The sequence below is a fragment of the Pantoea sp. MT58 genome (assembly GCF_014495885.1).
GTDB classification, from domain to species: domain Bacteria; phylum Pseudomonadota; class Gammaproteobacteria; order Enterobacterales; family Enterobacteriaceae; genus Pantoea; species Pantoea eucalypti.
Genome location: NZ_CP061083.1, coordinates 1711162 through 1728359 on the forward strand (window position 1 = coordinate 1711162; position 17198 = coordinate 1728359).

At 52.1% G+C, this 17198-nt stretch carries 18 protein-coding genes; 12 read left to right on the forward strand and 6 right to left on the reverse strand.

Annotation, left to right across the window (positions count from 1 at the left end):
* Positions 1–38 precede the first annotated feature (38 nt).
* Positions 39–278 (reverse strand): DinI-like family protein, encoded by a 240-nt coding sequence (locus IAI47_RS08105; protein WP_003854508.1) that lies wholly within the window; start codon positions 276–278, stop codon positions 39–41.
* A gap of 175 nt (positions 279–453) precedes the next feature.
* Here IAI47_RS08105 and iraP point away from each other — a divergent pair, with 175 nt between their 5' ends.
* Positions 454–753 carry an anti-adapter protein IraP gene (gene iraP / locus IAI47_RS08110; protein WP_003854510.1) on the forward strand — a complete coding sequence of 100 codons (300 nt, stop codon included), beginning with the start codon at positions 454–456 and terminating at the stop codon, positions 751–753.
* Between the two features lie 195 nt (positions 754–948).
* On the opposite strand, the gene IAI47_RS08115 is transcribed toward iraP, so the two are convergent.
* The gene (locus IAI47_RS08115) at positions 949–1272 is read right to left on the reverse strand and encodes a DUF6388 family protein (RefSeq protein WP_008926858.1); all 324 of its coding nucleotides are present in this window, start codon (positions 1270–1272) and stop codon (positions 949–951) included.
* 253 nt (positions 1273–1525) lie between these two features.
* On the opposite strand from IAI47_RS08115, the gene yedD reads away from it, so the two are divergent.
* Positions 1526–1999 carry a lipoprotein YedD gene (gene yedD / locus IAI47_RS08120; protein ID WP_008926857.1) on the forward strand — a complete coding sequence of 158 codons (474 nt, stop codon included), beginning with the start codon at positions 1526–1528 and terminating at the stop codon, positions 1997–1999.
* A gap of 104 nt (positions 2000–2103) precedes the next feature.
* Here the strand turns inward: yedD and amyA are convergent, their stop codons facing one another.
* The 4 genes from amyA to fliD all read right to left on the reverse strand — a co-directional run bounded on the left by amyA (position 2104) and on the right by fliD (position 5886).
* Positions 2104–3585 (reverse strand): alpha-amylase, encoded by a 1482-nt coding sequence (amyA, locus tag IAI47_RS08125; RefSeq protein ID WP_008926856.1) that lies wholly within the window; start codon positions 3583–3585, stop codon positions 2104–2106.
* 101 nt (positions 3586–3686) lie between these two features.
* Positions 3687–4052, reverse strand: coding sequence for a flagella biosynthesis regulatory protein FliT (gene fliT, locus IAI47_RS08130; protein ID WP_003854516.1), 366 nt, complete (start codon positions 4050–4052; stop codon positions 3687–3689).
* A complete protein-coding gene (gene fliS, locus IAI47_RS08135; protein ID WP_003854518.1) occupies positions 4052–4459 on the reverse strand; it encodes a flagellar export chaperone FliS in 408 nt (135 codons plus the stop codon). The genes fliT and fliS overlap by 1 nt, the downstream gene beginning before the upstream one ends.
* An 11-nt stretch (positions 4460–4470) precedes the next feature.
* Entirely contained in the window at positions 4471–5886 is a 1416-nt protein-coding gene (gene fliD, locus IAI47_RS08140; protein ID WP_008926855.1) for a flagellar filament capping protein FliD, read from the reverse strand.
* A 337-nt stretch (positions 5887–6223) separates the two neighbouring features.
* On the opposite strand from fliD, the gene IAI47_RS08145 reads away from it, so the two are divergent.
* From IAI47_RS08145 to IAI47_RS08190, 10 genes are all read left to right on the forward strand, one after another.
* Complete coding sequence (locus tag IAI47_RS08145) at positions 6224–7945, forward strand: FliC/FljB family flagellin (protein ID WP_008926854.1); 1722 nt, start codon at positions 6224–6226, stop codon at positions 7943–7945.
* Between the two features lie 270 nt (positions 7946–8215).
* Positions 8216–8989: a glycosyltransferase family 25 protein gene (locus IAI47_RS08150; protein WP_008926853.1), complete on the forward strand. Its 774-nt coding sequence runs from the start codon at positions 8216–8218 to the stop codon at positions 8987–8989.
* Between the two features lie 227 nt (positions 8990–9216).
* Entirely contained in the window at positions 9217–10185 is a 969-nt protein-coding gene (locus IAI47_RS08155) for an HNH endonuclease signature motif containing protein (RefSeq protein WP_008926852.1), read from the forward strand.
* A gap of 144 nt (positions 10186–10329) precedes the next feature.
* Complete coding sequence (locus tag IAI47_RS08160; protein ID WP_003854529.1) at positions 10330–11052, forward strand: RNA polymerase sigma factor FliA; 723 nt, start codon at positions 10330–10332, stop codon at positions 11050–11052.
* A 50-nt stretch (positions 11053–11102) separates the two neighbouring features.
* Complete coding sequence (gene fliZ, locus IAI47_RS08165; protein ID WP_008926851.1) at positions 11103–11606, forward strand: flagella biosynthesis regulatory protein FliZ; 504 nt, start codon at positions 11103–11105, stop codon at positions 11604–11606.
* Between the two features lie 217 nt (positions 11607–11823).
* Entirely contained in the window at positions 11824–12810 is a 987-nt protein-coding gene (locus tag IAI47_RS08170) for a D-cysteine desulfhydrase (protein WP_008926850.1), read from the forward strand.
* A gap of 113 nt (positions 12811–12923) precedes the next feature.
* Positions 12924–13724: a cystine ABC transporter substrate-binding protein gene (gene tcyJ / locus IAI47_RS08175; protein WP_033743520.1), complete on the forward strand. Its 801-nt coding sequence runs from the start codon at positions 12924–12926 to the stop codon at positions 13722–13724.
* Positions 13724–14392, forward strand: a complete 669-nt coding sequence (gene tcyL / locus IAI47_RS08180) for a cystine ABC transporter permease (protein WP_003854540.1) — start codon at positions 13724–13726, stop codon at positions 14390–14392. Before tcyJ ends, tcyL begins: the two co-directional genes overlap by 1 nt.
* Positions 14389–15141 carry an L-cystine ABC transporter ATP-binding protein TcyN gene (tcyN, locus tag IAI47_RS08185; RefSeq protein WP_003854542.1) on the forward strand — a complete coding sequence of 251 codons (753 nt, stop codon included), beginning with the start codon at positions 14389–14391 and terminating at the stop codon, positions 15139–15141. The genes tcyL and tcyN overlap by 4 nt, the downstream gene beginning before the upstream one ends.
* A gap of 461 nt (positions 15142–15602) precedes the next feature.
* Positions 15603–16679 carry an acyltransferase family protein gene (locus tag IAI47_RS08190; RefSeq protein WP_187961268.1) on the forward strand — a complete coding sequence of 359 codons (1077 nt, stop codon included), beginning with the start codon at positions 15603–15605 and terminating at the stop codon, positions 16677–16679.
* The last annotated feature ends 519 nt before the right edge of the window (positions 16680–17198 follow it).

Below are 17198 nucleotides of genomic sequence, written 5' to 3' on the forward strand. Positions count from 1 at the left end.
GTCATCTCCCGCTAACTGATGCGGTGGCCGGTAAAGGATTAATCGGCCACCAGCCACATCTCCGCTTCGTCGAACATCTCTTCAACAATCCGCGCAACCGTCGCTTTATCGTTCTTACTCAAATCAGTATCAATCGCGTTACGTTCCATCGGCTTGACCTTAACTTCAATGTCAGGAAACACCCGATGCACCCGCTTTTCCAGCTCCTCACGAATCATCTCGCGGGCACCCGGTAAACCGGCAACGTTGCGCTTGTCATAAATCAACTCAACAAACATGATGGCAATCCATTCAGGGCAAAATCGCTGACATATAATACTGTAAATAAAAACAGTAGCAAGGCGTGACGCGTGATTTCGCGTAAATTTTTATGTCGCGTTAAACACGATCTTCAACTGGAAAAATGCGCACGCATCACGACATAATGACGGCTTACTTTTCAGGAGGTCCGCGATGCGACAACTGGTAATAGATATTCTGCTAAAACTGGCAAAGATGGATGTCGATGCAAAAGAGTTGACGGCGCAGCTTGAAGCGCAGTCCCTGCTGGTTGCAGCGCTGCTGGTGCAGGCGAAACAGGACAACTCGCTGACCATTTCAGAAACGGTGCAGGATGCCATCATTACGGCTTCACAATCGTCGACCGGGTTTCTGCAATCGGATGTTGATCTGCTGCTGACGCACATTAATCGTCTGCTGGCTGTGGCAAGTTATGTCGAAGTGAAGGGTAAAGCAACGGAAGAGAGAGAGTAGGGCAGGAAAAATTCGCCTCTGGAGATGGATATCCATCAACATCTTCAGAGGCAGTGCAGGCGCAGGGGTCGTTCAGGAAAAGTGACGACCTGAATCCCGCAGAGAAGTCACTACTCTTTTAACCGGGTATACATTATTCCGCTACTTTATGCTGGCAGGCGTTGTGCTTTGCAGGCCTCTTCTCAGCAGCGCGTATTACAATTCGTTTTTAATGCAAAATTCTTCCCAGCTCATACCCAATGATTCAGCGTGAGATTTGAGATAAGTCTCGATCGCTTCAGCCGCCACCGCTTTATCTGGCTCAGCGAGCTGAATGGAGAAGATCATTCCATCCAGATTCTTCTGGCGCAAAAAGGCCGCATAGATACGTTCGGCATGCCATTCGCGCAGCTGGCGCAATGACAGGTTGGCGGCGCGGGCATCGCTTTCAGTTAATTCGTCAAGTGCGGATTGAAAGTCTGGATGCGCGGTAAAAAACATCTCGCGAGCCTGGGCATAGTAAGCTTCTGGCGTTTTCATATTCATATTCCTGAAAGTCTGTTGCAGCGCGTCAGTGTAGCGGGTTGTCTCCTGCTTGTCAGGCGTGGCAAAGATAAGAGATGAACCTGCTTCGCCAACAATTTTCCGGTTAAAATGCTTTATGCAGACCTCACTACGGGTTTCGTTCTGCCGCAATCATCGTCTGTGTGGCGTCTTAACATCCAGATATCTTGCGTAACGCGGTGGAAAAATTATAACGTAGCCGCCATTGACGTGATCTTAGGGATTTAATATGAAAAAGTGGATGCTGATTGCCGCGCTGGCATTGAGTGGTTGTGCGCAAATCAACGATTATGAAAATGCGGTGCAGACACCGGCACCTGCTGATCTGCAGGGGACCTGGCAAACCGTCGGCCCACAGAGCAGCCTGATCAGCGACAAGGCGATAGCCAGTCTGATCATTAATGCCGATGGCAGCACGCTGGATTGCCGTCAGTGGATGCGGGTGATCGCGAAGCCGGGCAAACTGACCCGATTAAATGGCGATTATGTGAATGTAACACGTAAAATGCGGGTGATGCCGCTGGTGGTCGATAATGGCGAGCTGAGCTACGACAGGATGACTCTGCGCAAAGTGGCGCGTCCGACAGTAGAGTGTCAGCAGGCACTGGAAGAAGTCGCAAAGCAGCCAAAAGCCGCCGTGATTCAGAACATCGAACCGCAACTGTTGCGCACGGCGATTACCGAGAATAACGCGAAGTCATAACAGTCGATCCATAGCAAAACCGCCCCAACAGGTAGAGTGCCGTTCACGCACTTGTCTGCCGGGGCGGTTTTCGTTTTTACTGCATCCCTAATTTTGCTGCTAACTTATTCTGCGATGACCCAGACGCTGACGCTGCCACCGTTACAGGCAAAGACCGCTGTGCCATGCTCGTCGGCGGTAATCGTCTCTTCACGGTTACCCAGATAATCCCGCCAGACCTTACCGGCAAAACCTTCACCCATCGGCACGCTTTTCTCACCTGCATCGCCATTTGACATGATCACCACACAGCCTGGCTGCGTTTCGGTGCCGCTGCGGCTGAATGCCACGCAGTTAGGATGATCAAAATAGTCGGTCTGTACGCCCCAGCCATATTGCTGACGCGCCCGGATTAACCCTTCCAGTTCAGGGATCACCGGCATCTCTATTTTGTGCGTTTCACCGTCGCCGCCTTCATCTTCGTAGGTTGCCCCGAACAGATCAGGATAAAAAATGGTGGGCACACCTTGTTCACGCAGCAGGATTAGCGCATAAGCCAGAGGCTTAAACCAGGCTTCAACCGGCGCTTCCAGAGACTGCAACGGCTGGGTGTCGTGGTTGGCGACGATCGTCACGGCATGCCAGGGATCAGCCACGACCAGCGAATTAGCAAAAATCTGGCTCATGTCATAGGCACTGCCCGCGGTGGAAGCCTGATGGAAGTTCATATGCAGTGGGGCATCAAACAGCATGGTTTTGCCTTCAACCTGATGCACATACTCCTGCAGTTTCTCGGTTTCAAATGACCAGTATTCCGCGACGATAAACATCGGCTCTTCAGCAACCTCCTGAATATGCTCGATCCACTCTTTGTAGAACCAGGCCGGAATATGTTTGACCGCGTCCAGACGAAAGCCAGTGCAGGGGACCTGTTCCATCACCCAGCGCGCCCAGTATTTCAGCTCTTCCCGGACCGCATTGTTACGGAAATCGATGTTGGCACCCATCAGATAGTCGAAGTTACCCAGTTCGTTATCGACCTGATCGTTCCAGCCTTCGGCGGTATAGTCATTGATGATTTTAAACACGCCGTTTTCGTCCGGATTCTCAATGTGGTCTACACCGCTAAAGCACTTGTGATCCCAGACAAACTTAGAATATTCCCCGGCACGGGCCGGAAAGGTGAATTTCGTCCAGGCTTCGCACTCGACAACCTCTTCGTAGATTTCATCACGGTTATCCGGGTTGACGCGGTTAACACTGATCGCCTCTTTCTCATCAGCACCCATTTTGTGGTTCAGCACCACATCCAGCAGTACCCCAACGTTGTGGCTGCGCAGGGCTTCTGCTGCCGCCAGTAATTGCGTTTTGTCGCCATATTTGGTGGCAACACCGCCTTTTTGATCAAATTCCCCCAGGTCGAACAAATCGTAACTGTCGTAACCGACTGAATAGCCGCCTGAACCCCCTTTGTAGCAGGGTGGTAACCACACCATACTGATTCCAATTTCGCTGAGCCAGGCTGCACGCTCGGCGACCTCAGGCCACAGTTTGCTGCCATCCGGGTAATACCAATGGAAAAACTGTAATAACGTTGGGTTTTGCATGTACCACACTCCAGGGGATGATGAGAATCAAGTATGGAGTAAGCGGCAGAAAAGAGACGCCGCGCAGAGAAATAAATCTGGCGGCGTGGCAGAGAAGGGGATCAGGAGAGCGTTTCGCGCGGCACCATGACTAGGCCGCCCTGACTACTGTAGGCAGACATGACCGATTTCTGACGGGTGTTCTGACCGACCAGCGAGGCCAGCTCATCCATTCGCGCCTGCAGCAGGCGTTTCACTTCATTTTCGTTATCCAGAATATGGCGCAGCACCGGGCGTAACTGCTCCTGCGTCTGCGATGAAGGCGACACCGCTTCTGTCGATTGGGCTAAGTTCTCCACCGCACTGACATACTCCATCTCCCTGCTGATCAATTCATCCCATTCGCCCTGTGCTGCATGACGCAGCATTCCGTGGCTGAGATCGAGTAACTGTTGGTAAACGGCAAGCAGATGCGGTGCAGTTGTCATTAAACGGCGTCCTGAACAGGGTTAGGTTGAACCACTTCTTTCCACGCGTCAGCGATATTGCGCAGCAGGCCTTCGACCTCTTCGACCGCTGCAACATCATTATGCATGTTGGCATGCACCAGGCGACGGGTCATATAGTCGTAGAGATTCCGAAGGTTATCTGCCAGTTCATCACCACGGCTTTCAGCCAGGCTCTCTTTCAGGCCCGCTTCGATAATATTGATCGCTTTGGAGATCGAGCTTCCTTTGCCTGCAATATTGCCATCCTGCATAAACAGACGTGCGCGGATTATTGCGCTCAGTGCGCCGTCGAACAGCATCGCGACCAGCTGCTGCTGGCTGGCGCTCATCACGGCGCTTTCGACGCCAATTTTTGCATAGGCTTTGGTGCCTGTAGCGGTGTACATGGTCACTCCTGTTATTTTTTAGACGAATCGGATGTGTCAAACTGCTGCGTCAGATACGTACTGGTCGAATTAAGTTTGCTGATGGCCAGATCCAGCTGGGTAAACTGCGTTTTATAACGGGCTATATCTGCATCAATACGATCGCTGGTGGCGTTATAAAGGGCCGTTAAGTTGTTCAGTGTCTTACTGACGCCATCGGTGGCGGACTGAACGATACCTTTTGAAGATAACCAATTCGTGAGGTTGGTCCCAATTTTGGTGGTAATACCTGTGGTCTTACCGTCGCCCACGATCATCTCTTTCACGCCTGCAGCATCTTTATCCAGCGCAGCGCTAACCTTTGTGGCATCCAGTTTCAGTGAACCCGTCGAAGGATCGGTGGTGATGCCAATCTGTCCCAGCGATTTATAGGCAGACGAACTTTGTGCGTTGGTCAGCATGCTTTTCAGCTGAGTTTCAATTGTGCGCAGTGTACTGTCACCCAGCAGGGCGCCATTACTGGTGTCCTGAGAACCGCTGTTAGTCTCGACCTTGGTATATTTGGTTAGGGTATTAAACTTATCCAGCAACGTGTTATAGGCATTAACCCAATTGGTGATGGCACTGGAAGCTTTTGAGTTATCTTTCGTGATCGTCAGCGTCTGATCGCCGACAGTTGTCGTGGCAAGATTTAAAGTAATCCCTTCCAGCGCATCGCTGATCTGGTTGCTGCTGTTCTCAATCGCCACATTGTTGACTGTGAGCTGCGCATTCTGTGCTTTAACGCTTTCTGTCATCACGTTGCTGCTGGCAGTTGAATCAAAACCTACAATTCCCTGCAGCTTGCTATCGCCAGTGACGGTGATGTTTGCTACCGCATTGTTGCTGCCCGTTTTATTGGCACTCATGGAGAGGCGGAAGCTCCCATCCGACACTTTGATAATAGTGGCGGTAATGCCAGCATTCGCGCCATTGATAGCGTCCCGCATTCCGGTCAACGAGGTCTGATCGCTGGAAAGCGTCACACTTTTGCTGGTGCCATCTTTTAAAGTAATCGCAATACTGCGGCTGGCTACCGAACTGTCACCCAGCGCGTCGCTGTTGCTGCTCTGAACCCCTGACGTCAGGACCTGCGCCTGCGCCAGTTGCGTGACATTAATCGCATATTTACCGGCCACGGTGCTGCCAGACGTGGTGGCAGTAAACGCCGAGGAGCTGCTTGACGCTGTCGTGGCGGTAAACAGGTCTGCACTGCTCAGACTGGTGTTGGCAGTCTGAAACATCGTCAGTGAGCTTTTCAGCGAGGCATAAGCGCTGAGTTTGGCGGTGTAAGCCGACTGCTGCGTTGAAATGGGTGTGAGTGCAGATTTTTCAGCAGATTGTAAGCTGTCAAGCATGGTAGCGAGTGGCAGGCCGGAGCCCACACCGAGATTACTGATACTGGCCATGTTACTTCCTTTATAAGGTCGACAGGGAAATTGATTACCTGAGTTATCGGCCTTGAATAAAGAAAGTTTAAGGTTATTTGCCTTAGTGTAATGAGGTAAATAAGCACTATAGAGAAGGGTAATTCTGCGACTAGAAAATTAATGCATTAAGTCTAAAGAAGTCGGGATGGGTGGCGATAACTTAAAACGTGACAGGCTGAAGCAGAAAAATTCGCCTGGTACTAAAAAAATTCTAAAGGTTGTTTAACGGCAGACGATAACAACTTTGACGGCGCTGAAGCCGGCGGGTTGAAGCCCACACCTAAACCGAAAGACTTGATTAACAGGAAAATTTATCATGGCCCAAGTCATTAATACCAACAGCCTCTCGCTGATCACTCAGAACAATATCAACAAAAACCAGTCTGCTCTCTCTTCTTCAATGGAGCGTCTGTCATCAGGTCTGCGTATTAACAGCGCGAAAGATGACGCTGCAGGCCAGGCTATCGCTAACCGTTTTCAGTCAAACATCAAAGGTCTGACTCAGGCTGCTCGTAACGCCAACGACGGTATCTCTGCTGCGCAGACCACTGAAGGCGCGCTGTCAGAAATCAACAACAACTTGCAGCGTGTTCGTGAGCTGACCGTACAGTCTCAGAACGGCACCAACAGCCAGTCTGACCAGGACTCCATCCAGGACGAAATCAAATCCCGCCTGGATGAGATTGACCGCGTATCAGGTCAGACCACCTTTAACGGCGTGAACGTGCTGGCTAAAGATGGCACCATGAAAATCCAGGTCGGTGCAAACGATGGCGAAACCATCTCTATCGACCTGAAGCAGATTGACAGCAAGACCCTGGGTCTGACTGGCTTCAACGTAAATGGCAGTGGTTCAGTTGCTAACACTGCAGCGACCAAAGCTAATTTAGTTGCTGCTCAAATTGGTGCTCAGCCTACTCCAGATGCAAACGGTGTTTCTACCTATACTGTAAGTGCTGGTCTGAAAGCCTCTTCTTCAGCTGATGTACTTGCAAGCCTGGCTGATGGTACTAACGTTAGGGCTACCATTAACAACGGATTTGGTACCCCTACTGCGACAAACTATACTTATCAGAAAGCGACCGGCGATTTTACATTCGGTGCAAGCATTGCTGCTACTACGGCAGCATCTGGTAACAGTAACGCGGCTCAGGTCCAGTCTTTCCTGACACCAAAAGCAGGTGACACTGCAAACCTCAATGTTAGTATTGGCGGTACTTCTGTCGATGTCGTCTTATCAAGCGATGGCAAAATTGCTGCTAAAGATGGCTCAGCAATGTTTATCGATAGTACTGGTAACCTGACACAAAACAGTGCCGGTACTGTAAAACCAGCAACGCTTGATGCTTTAACTAAAAACTTTGCTACCGCTGCAGTCCCGGTAACAATTACAACTGCTAATAATACAACCATCGCCTTAGCTGGTGGTGTTGATGCAACTTCATCTGGTGCGATCACAATCACTAACGCCCGTATCAGTGCTGATGCCCTTAAGTCAGCGACCAAAACAACTGGCTTTGATATTGGTACTGGTAATGCTGCTTCACATATCAGTGTCGATACCAGTGGAAATGTAACGCAGGGCAATGGTACTGCCATGGTCGCTGCTTTCACTAAAGACGATGGAAGTTTAACAACAAATAATACGACCAACCTGTTCCTGCAAACCGACGGTTCTGTGACCAATGGCTCAGGTAAAGCAGTTTACGTAACCGCTGATGCTAAATTTACCACTGATGCAGCAACTAAATCAGCAACCACTGCTGACCCACTGAAAGCGCTGGATGCCGCTATCAGCAGCATCGACAAGTTCCGTTCTTCACTGGGTGCGATTCAGAACCGTCTGAACTCAGCGGTAACTAACCTGAACAACACCACGACTAACCTGACTGCTGCACAGTCTCGTATTCAGGATGCTGACTACGCGACCGAAGTGTCAAACATGTCTAAAGCGCAGATCGTACAGCAGGCGGGTAACTCCGTGCTGGCGAAAGCGAACCAGGTTCCACAGCAGGTTCTGTCTCTGCTGCAGGGCTAATCGCTCTAAGCCCGATACAAAACCCCGCTTCGGCGGGGTTTTTTTTGCCTGGCATTTACGCGCTGCGGCCACATCATTTTGATGTCTCATCAGGCAGTGCTCTTGATTTAATAAACCTTTTCAAATCCGGCAGGCTGATCACACTCAATAGATGGTTTTTATTTATACAAACAATGCCTGATTAATGCTTTATGCTTCCAACCCGCATCCTGGAAACGCTATGATTAGGCCTTTGAAATAAATGGTTACCTAAGTCAGGCTTGCCCTCAAATGAAAGCTTTTATTATCAATCTCGATTCTTCAACCAAACGCCGTGCCACTATCGCTGCCCAGTGTCAAAATGCGGGCATCAGCTACGAATTTATTCAGGCTGTAAATGGCAAACAACTGAGCAATGAAGAGATAGCGCTACATACACAACCCGTAAACTATGCGTTTAAAGCCGGTGAAATTGGGTGCGCATTAAGCCATATTAATATTTATAGAAAAATGGTAGATGAGAAAATTCCACAGGCGCTAATTCTGGAAGATGATGCGTTATTAACTGAGGCGTTGCCACCGGTACTAGCCAGTCCGGCACTGCAGCTGAGTGCTGCTAAACCCACTCTGGTGCTGTTATCAAGCGTTAATAAATATGTAAATAAACCAATCGCAACTGTGACCGAAAGTGCCCGAATCTATCCCGTTTACAGTGCTACGACCTCACATGCTTATGTCGTTAATTTTGAAGCGGCAAAGCGGTTGCTGACTCTGCTTTATCCGGTCTGGATAGCCGCGGATAAATGGTGCGTGTTTGAAGAATATGGGGCATTCCGGTTACTGGCTGTGCATCCTGCGCCAGTACTGTTGCACGAAGTAGCACAACAGACGACCATTCAGCAGATTGATGATTTTGAAAATCATAACCGGCTAAAACGTGAACTCTGGTCCAAACTTATGGCGAAGCGTCCACTTCGTGCAAAACTCCGCCATCGCTACCGTCGCGCCATGCTACCGCTATTACATGAAATCGTTGATGTTAAAGCCGCTGTTAAGCGGTCATAAAACCAGCGGCGAATTTTGTGCACGGTGGAATAACCAGAAAAAAGTTGTCTCCATCAGTGCGCTGATAGCCTGACGTGGCTGTATTCAGAATAGGAATCTAAAAAAAGCGATGCTGAGCATATTCAAAGCCGACGCATCCTACCCAACCCCGTTACAGTTCCCCCCGCGCCTGCCGATAACTCTCTACAGAACAACATCATTAATGATTTTCACTTTGTGGAGTGTCTATGCGCTTCAATTATGACCTTTTACCGGGTGAGCGGCTGACGTTTGAAGAGATCGCCCGGCGTTATGCTTTGCAATACCCGGATGATAAAGAGCTGACAGCCCGCGCTTTGCTCAGTCCGTCTACTGGCCTGCGCACGCTGAAAATCCGTGCGGTGTTCGCGCAGGAAGAGAGTAACAGTCCGCTGGAGGACTTGTTGTTCATTTCCCATGACAACGAACGCAAAAACTATCTGCGCCGTTTTGAGCACTACCTGAAGCAGAATCTCTCTTTCCTCTATTTCCGTCGCAGCGATAACGAGAAGCGCGACAACCTATGGAAGGTGATGGGCAGTAGCCAGGTTTTCGCGATGATCGATCCGCAATCCGCCACAGCACAAAATCTGCTGAACAGCCGCGGCTACAAACTGGTGCTGATGCATCAGGATGATGATGACGCTTACTGGCAGCTCTTCAGTCCACAGGCCGATCCCTGTTTTCCGCAGTCGCAGCGTATTCAGTTCATCGTGGTGCTGAGTACGCCGCAGCACAAAGTCCCTGCCGCGGTCATGCCGGGCACAGAAGTTGGGCGTCGCGTCAAAGCACGGGTGCTGCAGCGCACCAGTCAGGCGGAATTCAGCGCGGGTGTCAAAGCCCGCTACGGCGCCTGTGTGATGACCGGAACCGAGCTGACCGAACGGCATAAGTGGCCGTGGGTGGAGGCCTGCCATATCGACACACAGGAAGGGGATGACGGTATTCTTGCCGATAACAGCATCGATAACGGCCTGTTTTTACGCAGTGATTTGCAGCGGTTGTTTATTAACCGACTGATTAGCATTGATGGTGAATCGGGGGAGATTCAGGTGCATCCGGGAGAGGAGGCGCGACAGCACATCGCGCCCTGGTATCAGGAGCTGAATGGCCGCGTCTGCAGCCTGTGGGCCGTCGTGCCGCCCGCCACACGGCAACGGCTGCGCGACCGTCGTTAATTTTCACTGATGGGTGCAGAACGATCTGCACCCTGACTTAACAAAAATCAAATAGCCTCGTTTTACCCCGCCTATTCAGTCAATCGAAAACGCTACAGAATTGCATAATCATGCCGATAACTTCATTAACGCAGGGTAGTCAACGTGAACGATTTCTATACCGCCGAAGGCGTGATGGACAAGCATTCGCTCTGGCAGCGCTACGTGCCGCTGGTGCGTCATGAAGCGTTGCGTCTGCAGGTTCGCCTGCCGGCAAGTGTTGAGCTTGACGACTTGCTGCAGGCAGGTGGGATAGGGCTGTTAAATGCCGTAGAGCGCTACGACGCGCTTCAGGGTACAGCCTTTACCACCTACGCCGTGCAGCGTATTCGTGGCGCAATGCTCGATGAGCTTCGCAGTCGGGACTGGGCACCACGCAGCGTGCGTCGTAACGCACGTGAGGTGGCTGGCGCAATGCACAGAGTTGAACAGTCGCTGGGGCGTTCTGCTTCCGAGCAGGAAGTCGCGCAGCAGCTGAACGTTTCAATGGAGGAGTACCGGCAGATCCTGCTGGACACCAACAACAGTCAACTTTTCTCCTACGACGAGTATCGGGAAGAGCACGGCGACAGCGCGGAGCTGGTGACGGAAGGCCATGAAGAAGCCAATCCACTTCACCAGTTGCTTGAAGGGAGTCTGCGTGAGCGCGTCATTGAAGCGATCGAAGCGTTACCCGATCGTGAAAAGATGGTGCTGACACTGTACTACCAGGAAGAACTGAACCTGAAAGAGATTGGTGCGGTGCTTGATGTGGGTGAATCCCGTGTCAGCCAGCTGCACAGTCAGGCGATTAAACGCCTGCGGGCCCGACTTGCGGGAGCGCGCTAGCAGTATCAGTTCCTGGCGATTCAAAATTATAAGAAACCGGGGACTCAGTAATGGGAGCCAAGACCAAAGCCAGACCGTTAAGTCGTTATCTTAAAGACTATAAACACAGCCAGAGCAATTGTTCACACTGTGGCAAGGTATTAGATCGAATGGCGCTCGTTTTTCGTGGCCAGATCATCAATAAAGAGGCCATCGCTCGGATGGACCAGATGATTGATGAACAGCTGTGGCTGAAACTTCAGCCCGAGCTGACCGCGCTTTGTCGTTTTTGTAGTGATATTTTTTGCAATACCCATCCTAATTACTTCGACATTATGGCGTTTAAACAGTATCTGTTTGAACAGACAGAGATGAGCCCGAGCACGATTCGTGAGTATGTGGTGCGTCTCCGTCGACTGGATGAGATGCTGAAAGCCAAAAATTTCCCGGCCGAAAAGCTTAAAGGAAATAGCTGGCATCAGTGTCTGGAAAGCGATTTGCCCGATGCCGGTAATAACAATTACCGCATTGCGCTGCGCAAGTACGATCAGTTCTTAGGCTGGCAGCAGGCGTAAGCCTGATCTGCACCGATTGTTCCCCCGCGTGCCTGTGGCACAATCCTCTTTTCCCGCCAGTCGGGAAAAAGGGGCGGGGGAGCACGGCGCTTCTTCCTCCTGGTTTTTTCCCTGCACTTCCGTCACACCGCATCTGCTGACACCTGAATCAGGGTGATCCTTTTCGCATCTTCTGCAACACTGTAAGGATAATTCCCGTGCCCAAACGGAGGCCGCATTGTCTTTGCATTTGTTACACCAATTTCCTCGTCTTGAACTGCTGGGCGCACCGACGCCGTTAGAACATCTGCCACGGCTTTCTGATTATCTGGGGCGCGATATTTTCATCAAACGCGATGACTTCACGCCTGTCGCGATGGGTGGCAACAAGCTGCGCAAGCTGGAATTTCTGGCGGCCGATGCCCTGCGTGAAGGTGCCGATGTGTTACTGACTGCGGGCGCTATTCAGTCCAACCATGTGCGTCAGACGGCGGCAGTCGCTGCCCGGCTTGGCCTGAAGTGCGTAGCGCTGCTGGAAAACCCGATCGGTACACACGCTGAAAACTACCTGAGCAACGGCAACCGTCTGTTACTGGATCTGATGGATGCTGAAGTGATCATGGTGGATGCGCTGCACAATCCCACCGAACAGCTGGCTGAAGAGGCAACCCGGCTGGAAGCGCAGGGCTTTCGTCCTTACATCGTGCCGGTCGGCGGCTCAAATGCGCTGGGTGCACTAGGCTATGTGGAGTGTGCACAGGAGATCGCGCATCAGAGCGAAGGCGTGGTTGATTTCGCCGCCGTGATCGTTGCTTCCGGTAGTGCTGGCACCCATGCCGGACTGGCGGTAGGACTGGAGCATCTGCTGCCGGAAACCGAGCTGGTGGGCGTCACCGTTTCACGTCAGGTTGACGCGCAGCTGCCGCTGGTTGAGCGGCTGCGTCAGTCGCTGGCAGAGAAGCTGGAAGTACAGGTTAAGGCATCTATCACCCTGTGGGATGACTATTTTGCGCCACGCTACGGCGAGCCGAATGATGAAGGTATGGCGGCGGTAAAACTGCTGGCGCAGCTGGAAGGGATCCTGCTGGATCCGGTTTATACCGGCAAGGCGATGGCCGGACTGCTGGATGGCATCAGCCAGAATCGTTTCCGCCGTGAAGGTCCGTTGCTGTTTATTCATACGGGCGGGGCACCGGCGTTATTTGCTTATCATCCTTCAGTCTGAGACAAGCGAATAAAACAGTTTATACTCCGTGCGTTATCATTTTGAACAGGCAGCGATACGCGGTGCTGCCCTTATAAGAACACACACACAATACTGTCAATAATGGGGTGAATATGTCCTTTTCTCGTGCAGGTCGTCAGATGGTGATGGGCGTTATGGCTGTGGCGCTGATTGCAGGCGTCAACGTTAAAACCTTTGCAGCGGAAAACCTGCTGAACAAAATTAAAGAGCGCGGCACGCTGCTGGTGGGACTGGAAGGCACTTATCCGCCATTCAGCTTTCAGGATGAAAAGGGCAAGCTGACTGGCTTTGAAGTGGAATTCGCGGAACAGCTGGCGCAGCACATGGGCGTCAAAGCGAGCCTTAAACCCACCAAGTGGGATGGCATGCTGGCGTCACTCGACGCGAAGCGCATAGATGTGGTGATCAATCAGGTCACTATCTCTGATGAGCGCAAGAAGAAGTATGACTTCTCTACGCCATACACAGTCTCCGGTATTCAGGCACTGACCATGAAAGCCAACGCCAGCACCATCACCAAACCGGCTGATCTGGCCGGTAAGAAAGTGGGCGTAGGTCTGGGCACTAACTACGAGCAGTGGCTGCGCGAGAATGTGAAGGGCGTGGACATCCGTACCTATGATGATGACCCGACCAAATATCAGGATCTGCGTTCTGGCCGTCTGAATGCGATTCTGGTTGACCGTCTGGCCGCGCTGGATCTGGTGAAGAAAACCGGTGACACCATGGCCGTCGCGGGCGATGCGTTCTCCCGTCAGGAATCGGGCGTGGCGATGCGTAAAGGTAACGACGATCTGCTGAAAGCGGTCAACCAGGCTATTGCTGATATGCAGAAAGATGGCTCGCTGAGCAAGCTGTCTCAGAAATGGTTTGGCGCGGATGTGACGAAATAATGCAGGAAAGTCTTCAACTGGTGCTGGATTCAGCACCTTTTTTATTAAAGGGCGCGCTGTTTACGCTGCAGCTCAGCATCGGCGGGATGTTCTTTGGTCTGCTGCTGGGCTTTATTCTGGCGCTGATGCGTCTGTCACGCTTCTGGCCGGTTCGCTGGCTGGCGCGGATCTATGTCTCGATTTTCCGTGGCACGCCGTTAATCGCCCAGCTTTTTATGATCTATTACGGCCTGCCGCAGTTTGGCATTGAACTGGATCCGATCCCCTCTGCGATGATTGGTCTTTCCCTGAATACCGCCGCTTACGCCTCAGAGTCACTGCGCGGCGCGATTTCATCGATTGAACGCGGTCAGTGGGAAGCGGCGGCCAGTATCGGCATGACGCGCTGGCAAACGCTGCGCCGGGTCATTCTGCCGCAGGCAGCGCGCACCGCGTTGCCACCGCTGGGCAACAGCTTTATCAGTCTGGTGAAAGATACCTCGCTGGCAGCGACCATTCAGGTGCCGGAACTGTTCCGTCAGGCGCAGTTGATCACCTCACGCACACTGGAAGTCTTCACCATGTATCTGGCGGCCTCGCTAATCTACTGGGTGATGGCAACGGTGTTGTCTGCGTTGCAGAACCGGCTGGAACAGCATGTTAATCGTCAGGATTCGGAGTCGAAATGAGCGCCATTGAAGTCAGAAAGCTGGTGAAATCGTTTAACGGCCAGACGGTGCTCCACGACATCGACCTTGATGTTGCCGCTGGTGAAGTGGTGGCGATTATCGGTCCCAGCGGCTCAGGTAAAACCACGCTGCTGCGCAGTATTAATCTGCTGGAAGTGCCGGATAGCGGCACGATTCGTGTTGGGGAGATTACTGTGGATGCCGCGCTGGCGCAGAGCAAGCAGAAAGAGCAGGTGCGTCGTTTGCGTCAGCAGGTCGGCTTTGTCTTCCAGAATTTCAATCTGTTTCCGCACCGTTCGGTGATGGAGAACATTATTGAAGGGCCGGTCATCGTTAAAGGCGAGCCGAAAGCGGATGCAATAGCCCGTGCCCGCACTCTGCTGGAGAAGGTCGGGCTGAATGGTAAGGAGGAGAGCTATCCGCGCCGTCTGTCAGGAGGACAGCAGCAGCGCGTGGCAATTGCGCGTGCACTGGCGATGCGGCCGGAAGTCATTCTGTTCGACGAGCCGACCTCCGCGCTGGACCCGGAGCTGGTAGGCGAAGTGCTCAGCACCATTCGTGCCCTGGCCGAGGAGAAACGTACCATGGTTATCGTCACGCATGAGATGAGTTTTGCCCGCGACGTTGCGGACCGCGCCATTTTTATGGACCAGGGACGTATTGTCGAGCAGGGCGACGCGAAAGCGTTGTTCAGTAACCCTCAGCAGCCGCGAACCCGTCAGTTCCTCGATAAATTCCTTAATCAGTAATTCCACTGCCTTCTCCGGAAGGCAGTTTTATCCCTCCCGTACGCCTGTTTTAACGCAGCAATGGACTGCTTTTTCCTGAGTGTGCGGCGCAATATCATAACTATTTATTTAGCCGTTAAACCTTTTGGCACATCTGACAAATCTTTTCTTTTCATCGGATATTAAATGGCTTTTACTGATGCCACTTTCTCTTATTTGTATTTTAGCGATCATCAGGGAATATTATCGTTTTCTTTGAGTGAGGTGGCGGTAATAAGCGTATCGCTTCGCCAATTAATAAGTGTAAGGAAACGTTCAGTCAGGTAAATAACTGTAGCAGCAGGGCCACTCTGCGGCTTTTAAGAGTTTCGCTACATTCAACTTCAGCTCATTGGCGAATAATCGCTGGATAACCATAAAAGCAAAGCTGCTTTCCTCGCTTTTACATTCCAGCATTCTGACCTACACAGCAGGAGTTATTAATGAGCCAGACGAAGTCAGATCAGATATTATGGGTAGATACCCTTAAGGGCGCCTGCATATTGCTGGTGGTCCTGTACCACACGGTTTTACCCGGCTTTGAAGGAACCATGAAATATCTCACTGCCGGATGGATTCCTGCCGAAATATGGATACAGTTTAATACGGTATTGTCGCCGCTGCGTATGCCTGCCTTTTTCTTTGTTTCAGGATTGCTGGCGACGAATGGCATTATTAACCGGCCCTGGAAACAGGTGTTTACCAGTTGTATCACCAATCTCTTTTATCTCTATATTCTATGGGGCTTTATTCAGTGGTGGTCCATCATAGGCATCTCTACTGAAATTACCGGCCAGCGCATTTCCCAGAATCTCAATGCTGCCTATGCGGGTTCACTATTCGAGTTCCTGAAACTGACCTTTATGGCCATGAGTACATCATGGTATTTGTATGGGCTGGGGCTCTATTTCCTCTGTGCCAAAGTTTTTCGTCAATATAAGCTGGCCCTGGTATTGGTGGCGATCCTGCTGAATTATCTGGCGGTGGAAAAAGTGATTCCGTTCTGGGGTCCCCAGAGTCTGGCCCAATATTTCCTGTTCTTCCTGTTAGGTGCGTTCTGGAGTCAGACCATGCTGCGCCTGAGTGAGTGGCGGCGCGAGAATCTGATGCCCTGGGCGCTACTGGCAGCGGTCGCGGGGATTCATGTGATTTTCGGTCTGGATAAGAGTCTGTTCCTGTGCGTACTGGCTGTGTTGTTCAGTATTGCCGCGTGCCGCTGGCTGAATCAGCATTTCAGCATGCGCTATCTCAACTGGGTTGGCCGCAATACACTGCAGATTTACGTTATCCATCGTATCTTCATCGAGTTCTTTGGTATGTCTGCGATTCTGTTCGCGCAGCGTCATCATCTGTTTGAGCAGGCGTGGTTTTCGTTTCTCTGGGCTTGCTTCTATCCGGTGGCGATAGTCGGTCTGTGTTCGCTCTGCTCGGTGGCAATCTGGTCGCTGACCAACCGCGGCGTGGGGCAGTCGCTGTTTGTATTTCCGACACTGGTTAAGCGGGCGCATGGGAGGGGGTGAGGTTTGCGCCTTGCAGCGGGCTGCGCGGTAGCTTCCACCCGGAAGCGGGCAGGGTACGCTTTGCAGCGGGCTGACACTGAGCGGGTTACGCCCGCCAGGCGGTGGGGAGTTTCAGGTTGCCCGTGCAGGCGGACGCGTTAAGGGGCGAACGCCCGCCCCTTAACAATCCCGGCGTCCGGCAGCCTTCGCGCCCCGCGTTGCGGGGTGCCATCGTCACGCCCTTCGGCCTGCGGACCGTACGGACGCGCCATCCGTGGCGCGTTCCGTCCTTTCGCCGACGTCCTGTCGGCTCCTCCTTGCCTCCGGTTATTCCTCAGCGCTTCGGATGCCTCTGGTAAACCCCTGCCGGTGGGATTTTTGCCCGGTTCGGGGATTAAGGCCGCTGAAAGTGGGGGGGAAGGGGCTGGCTGGTTTCGCTTTGCAGCGGGCTGACACTGAGCGGGTTACGCCCGCCAGGCGGTGGGGAGTTTCAGGTTGCCCGTGCAGGCGGACGCGTTAAGGGGCGAACGCCCGCCCCTT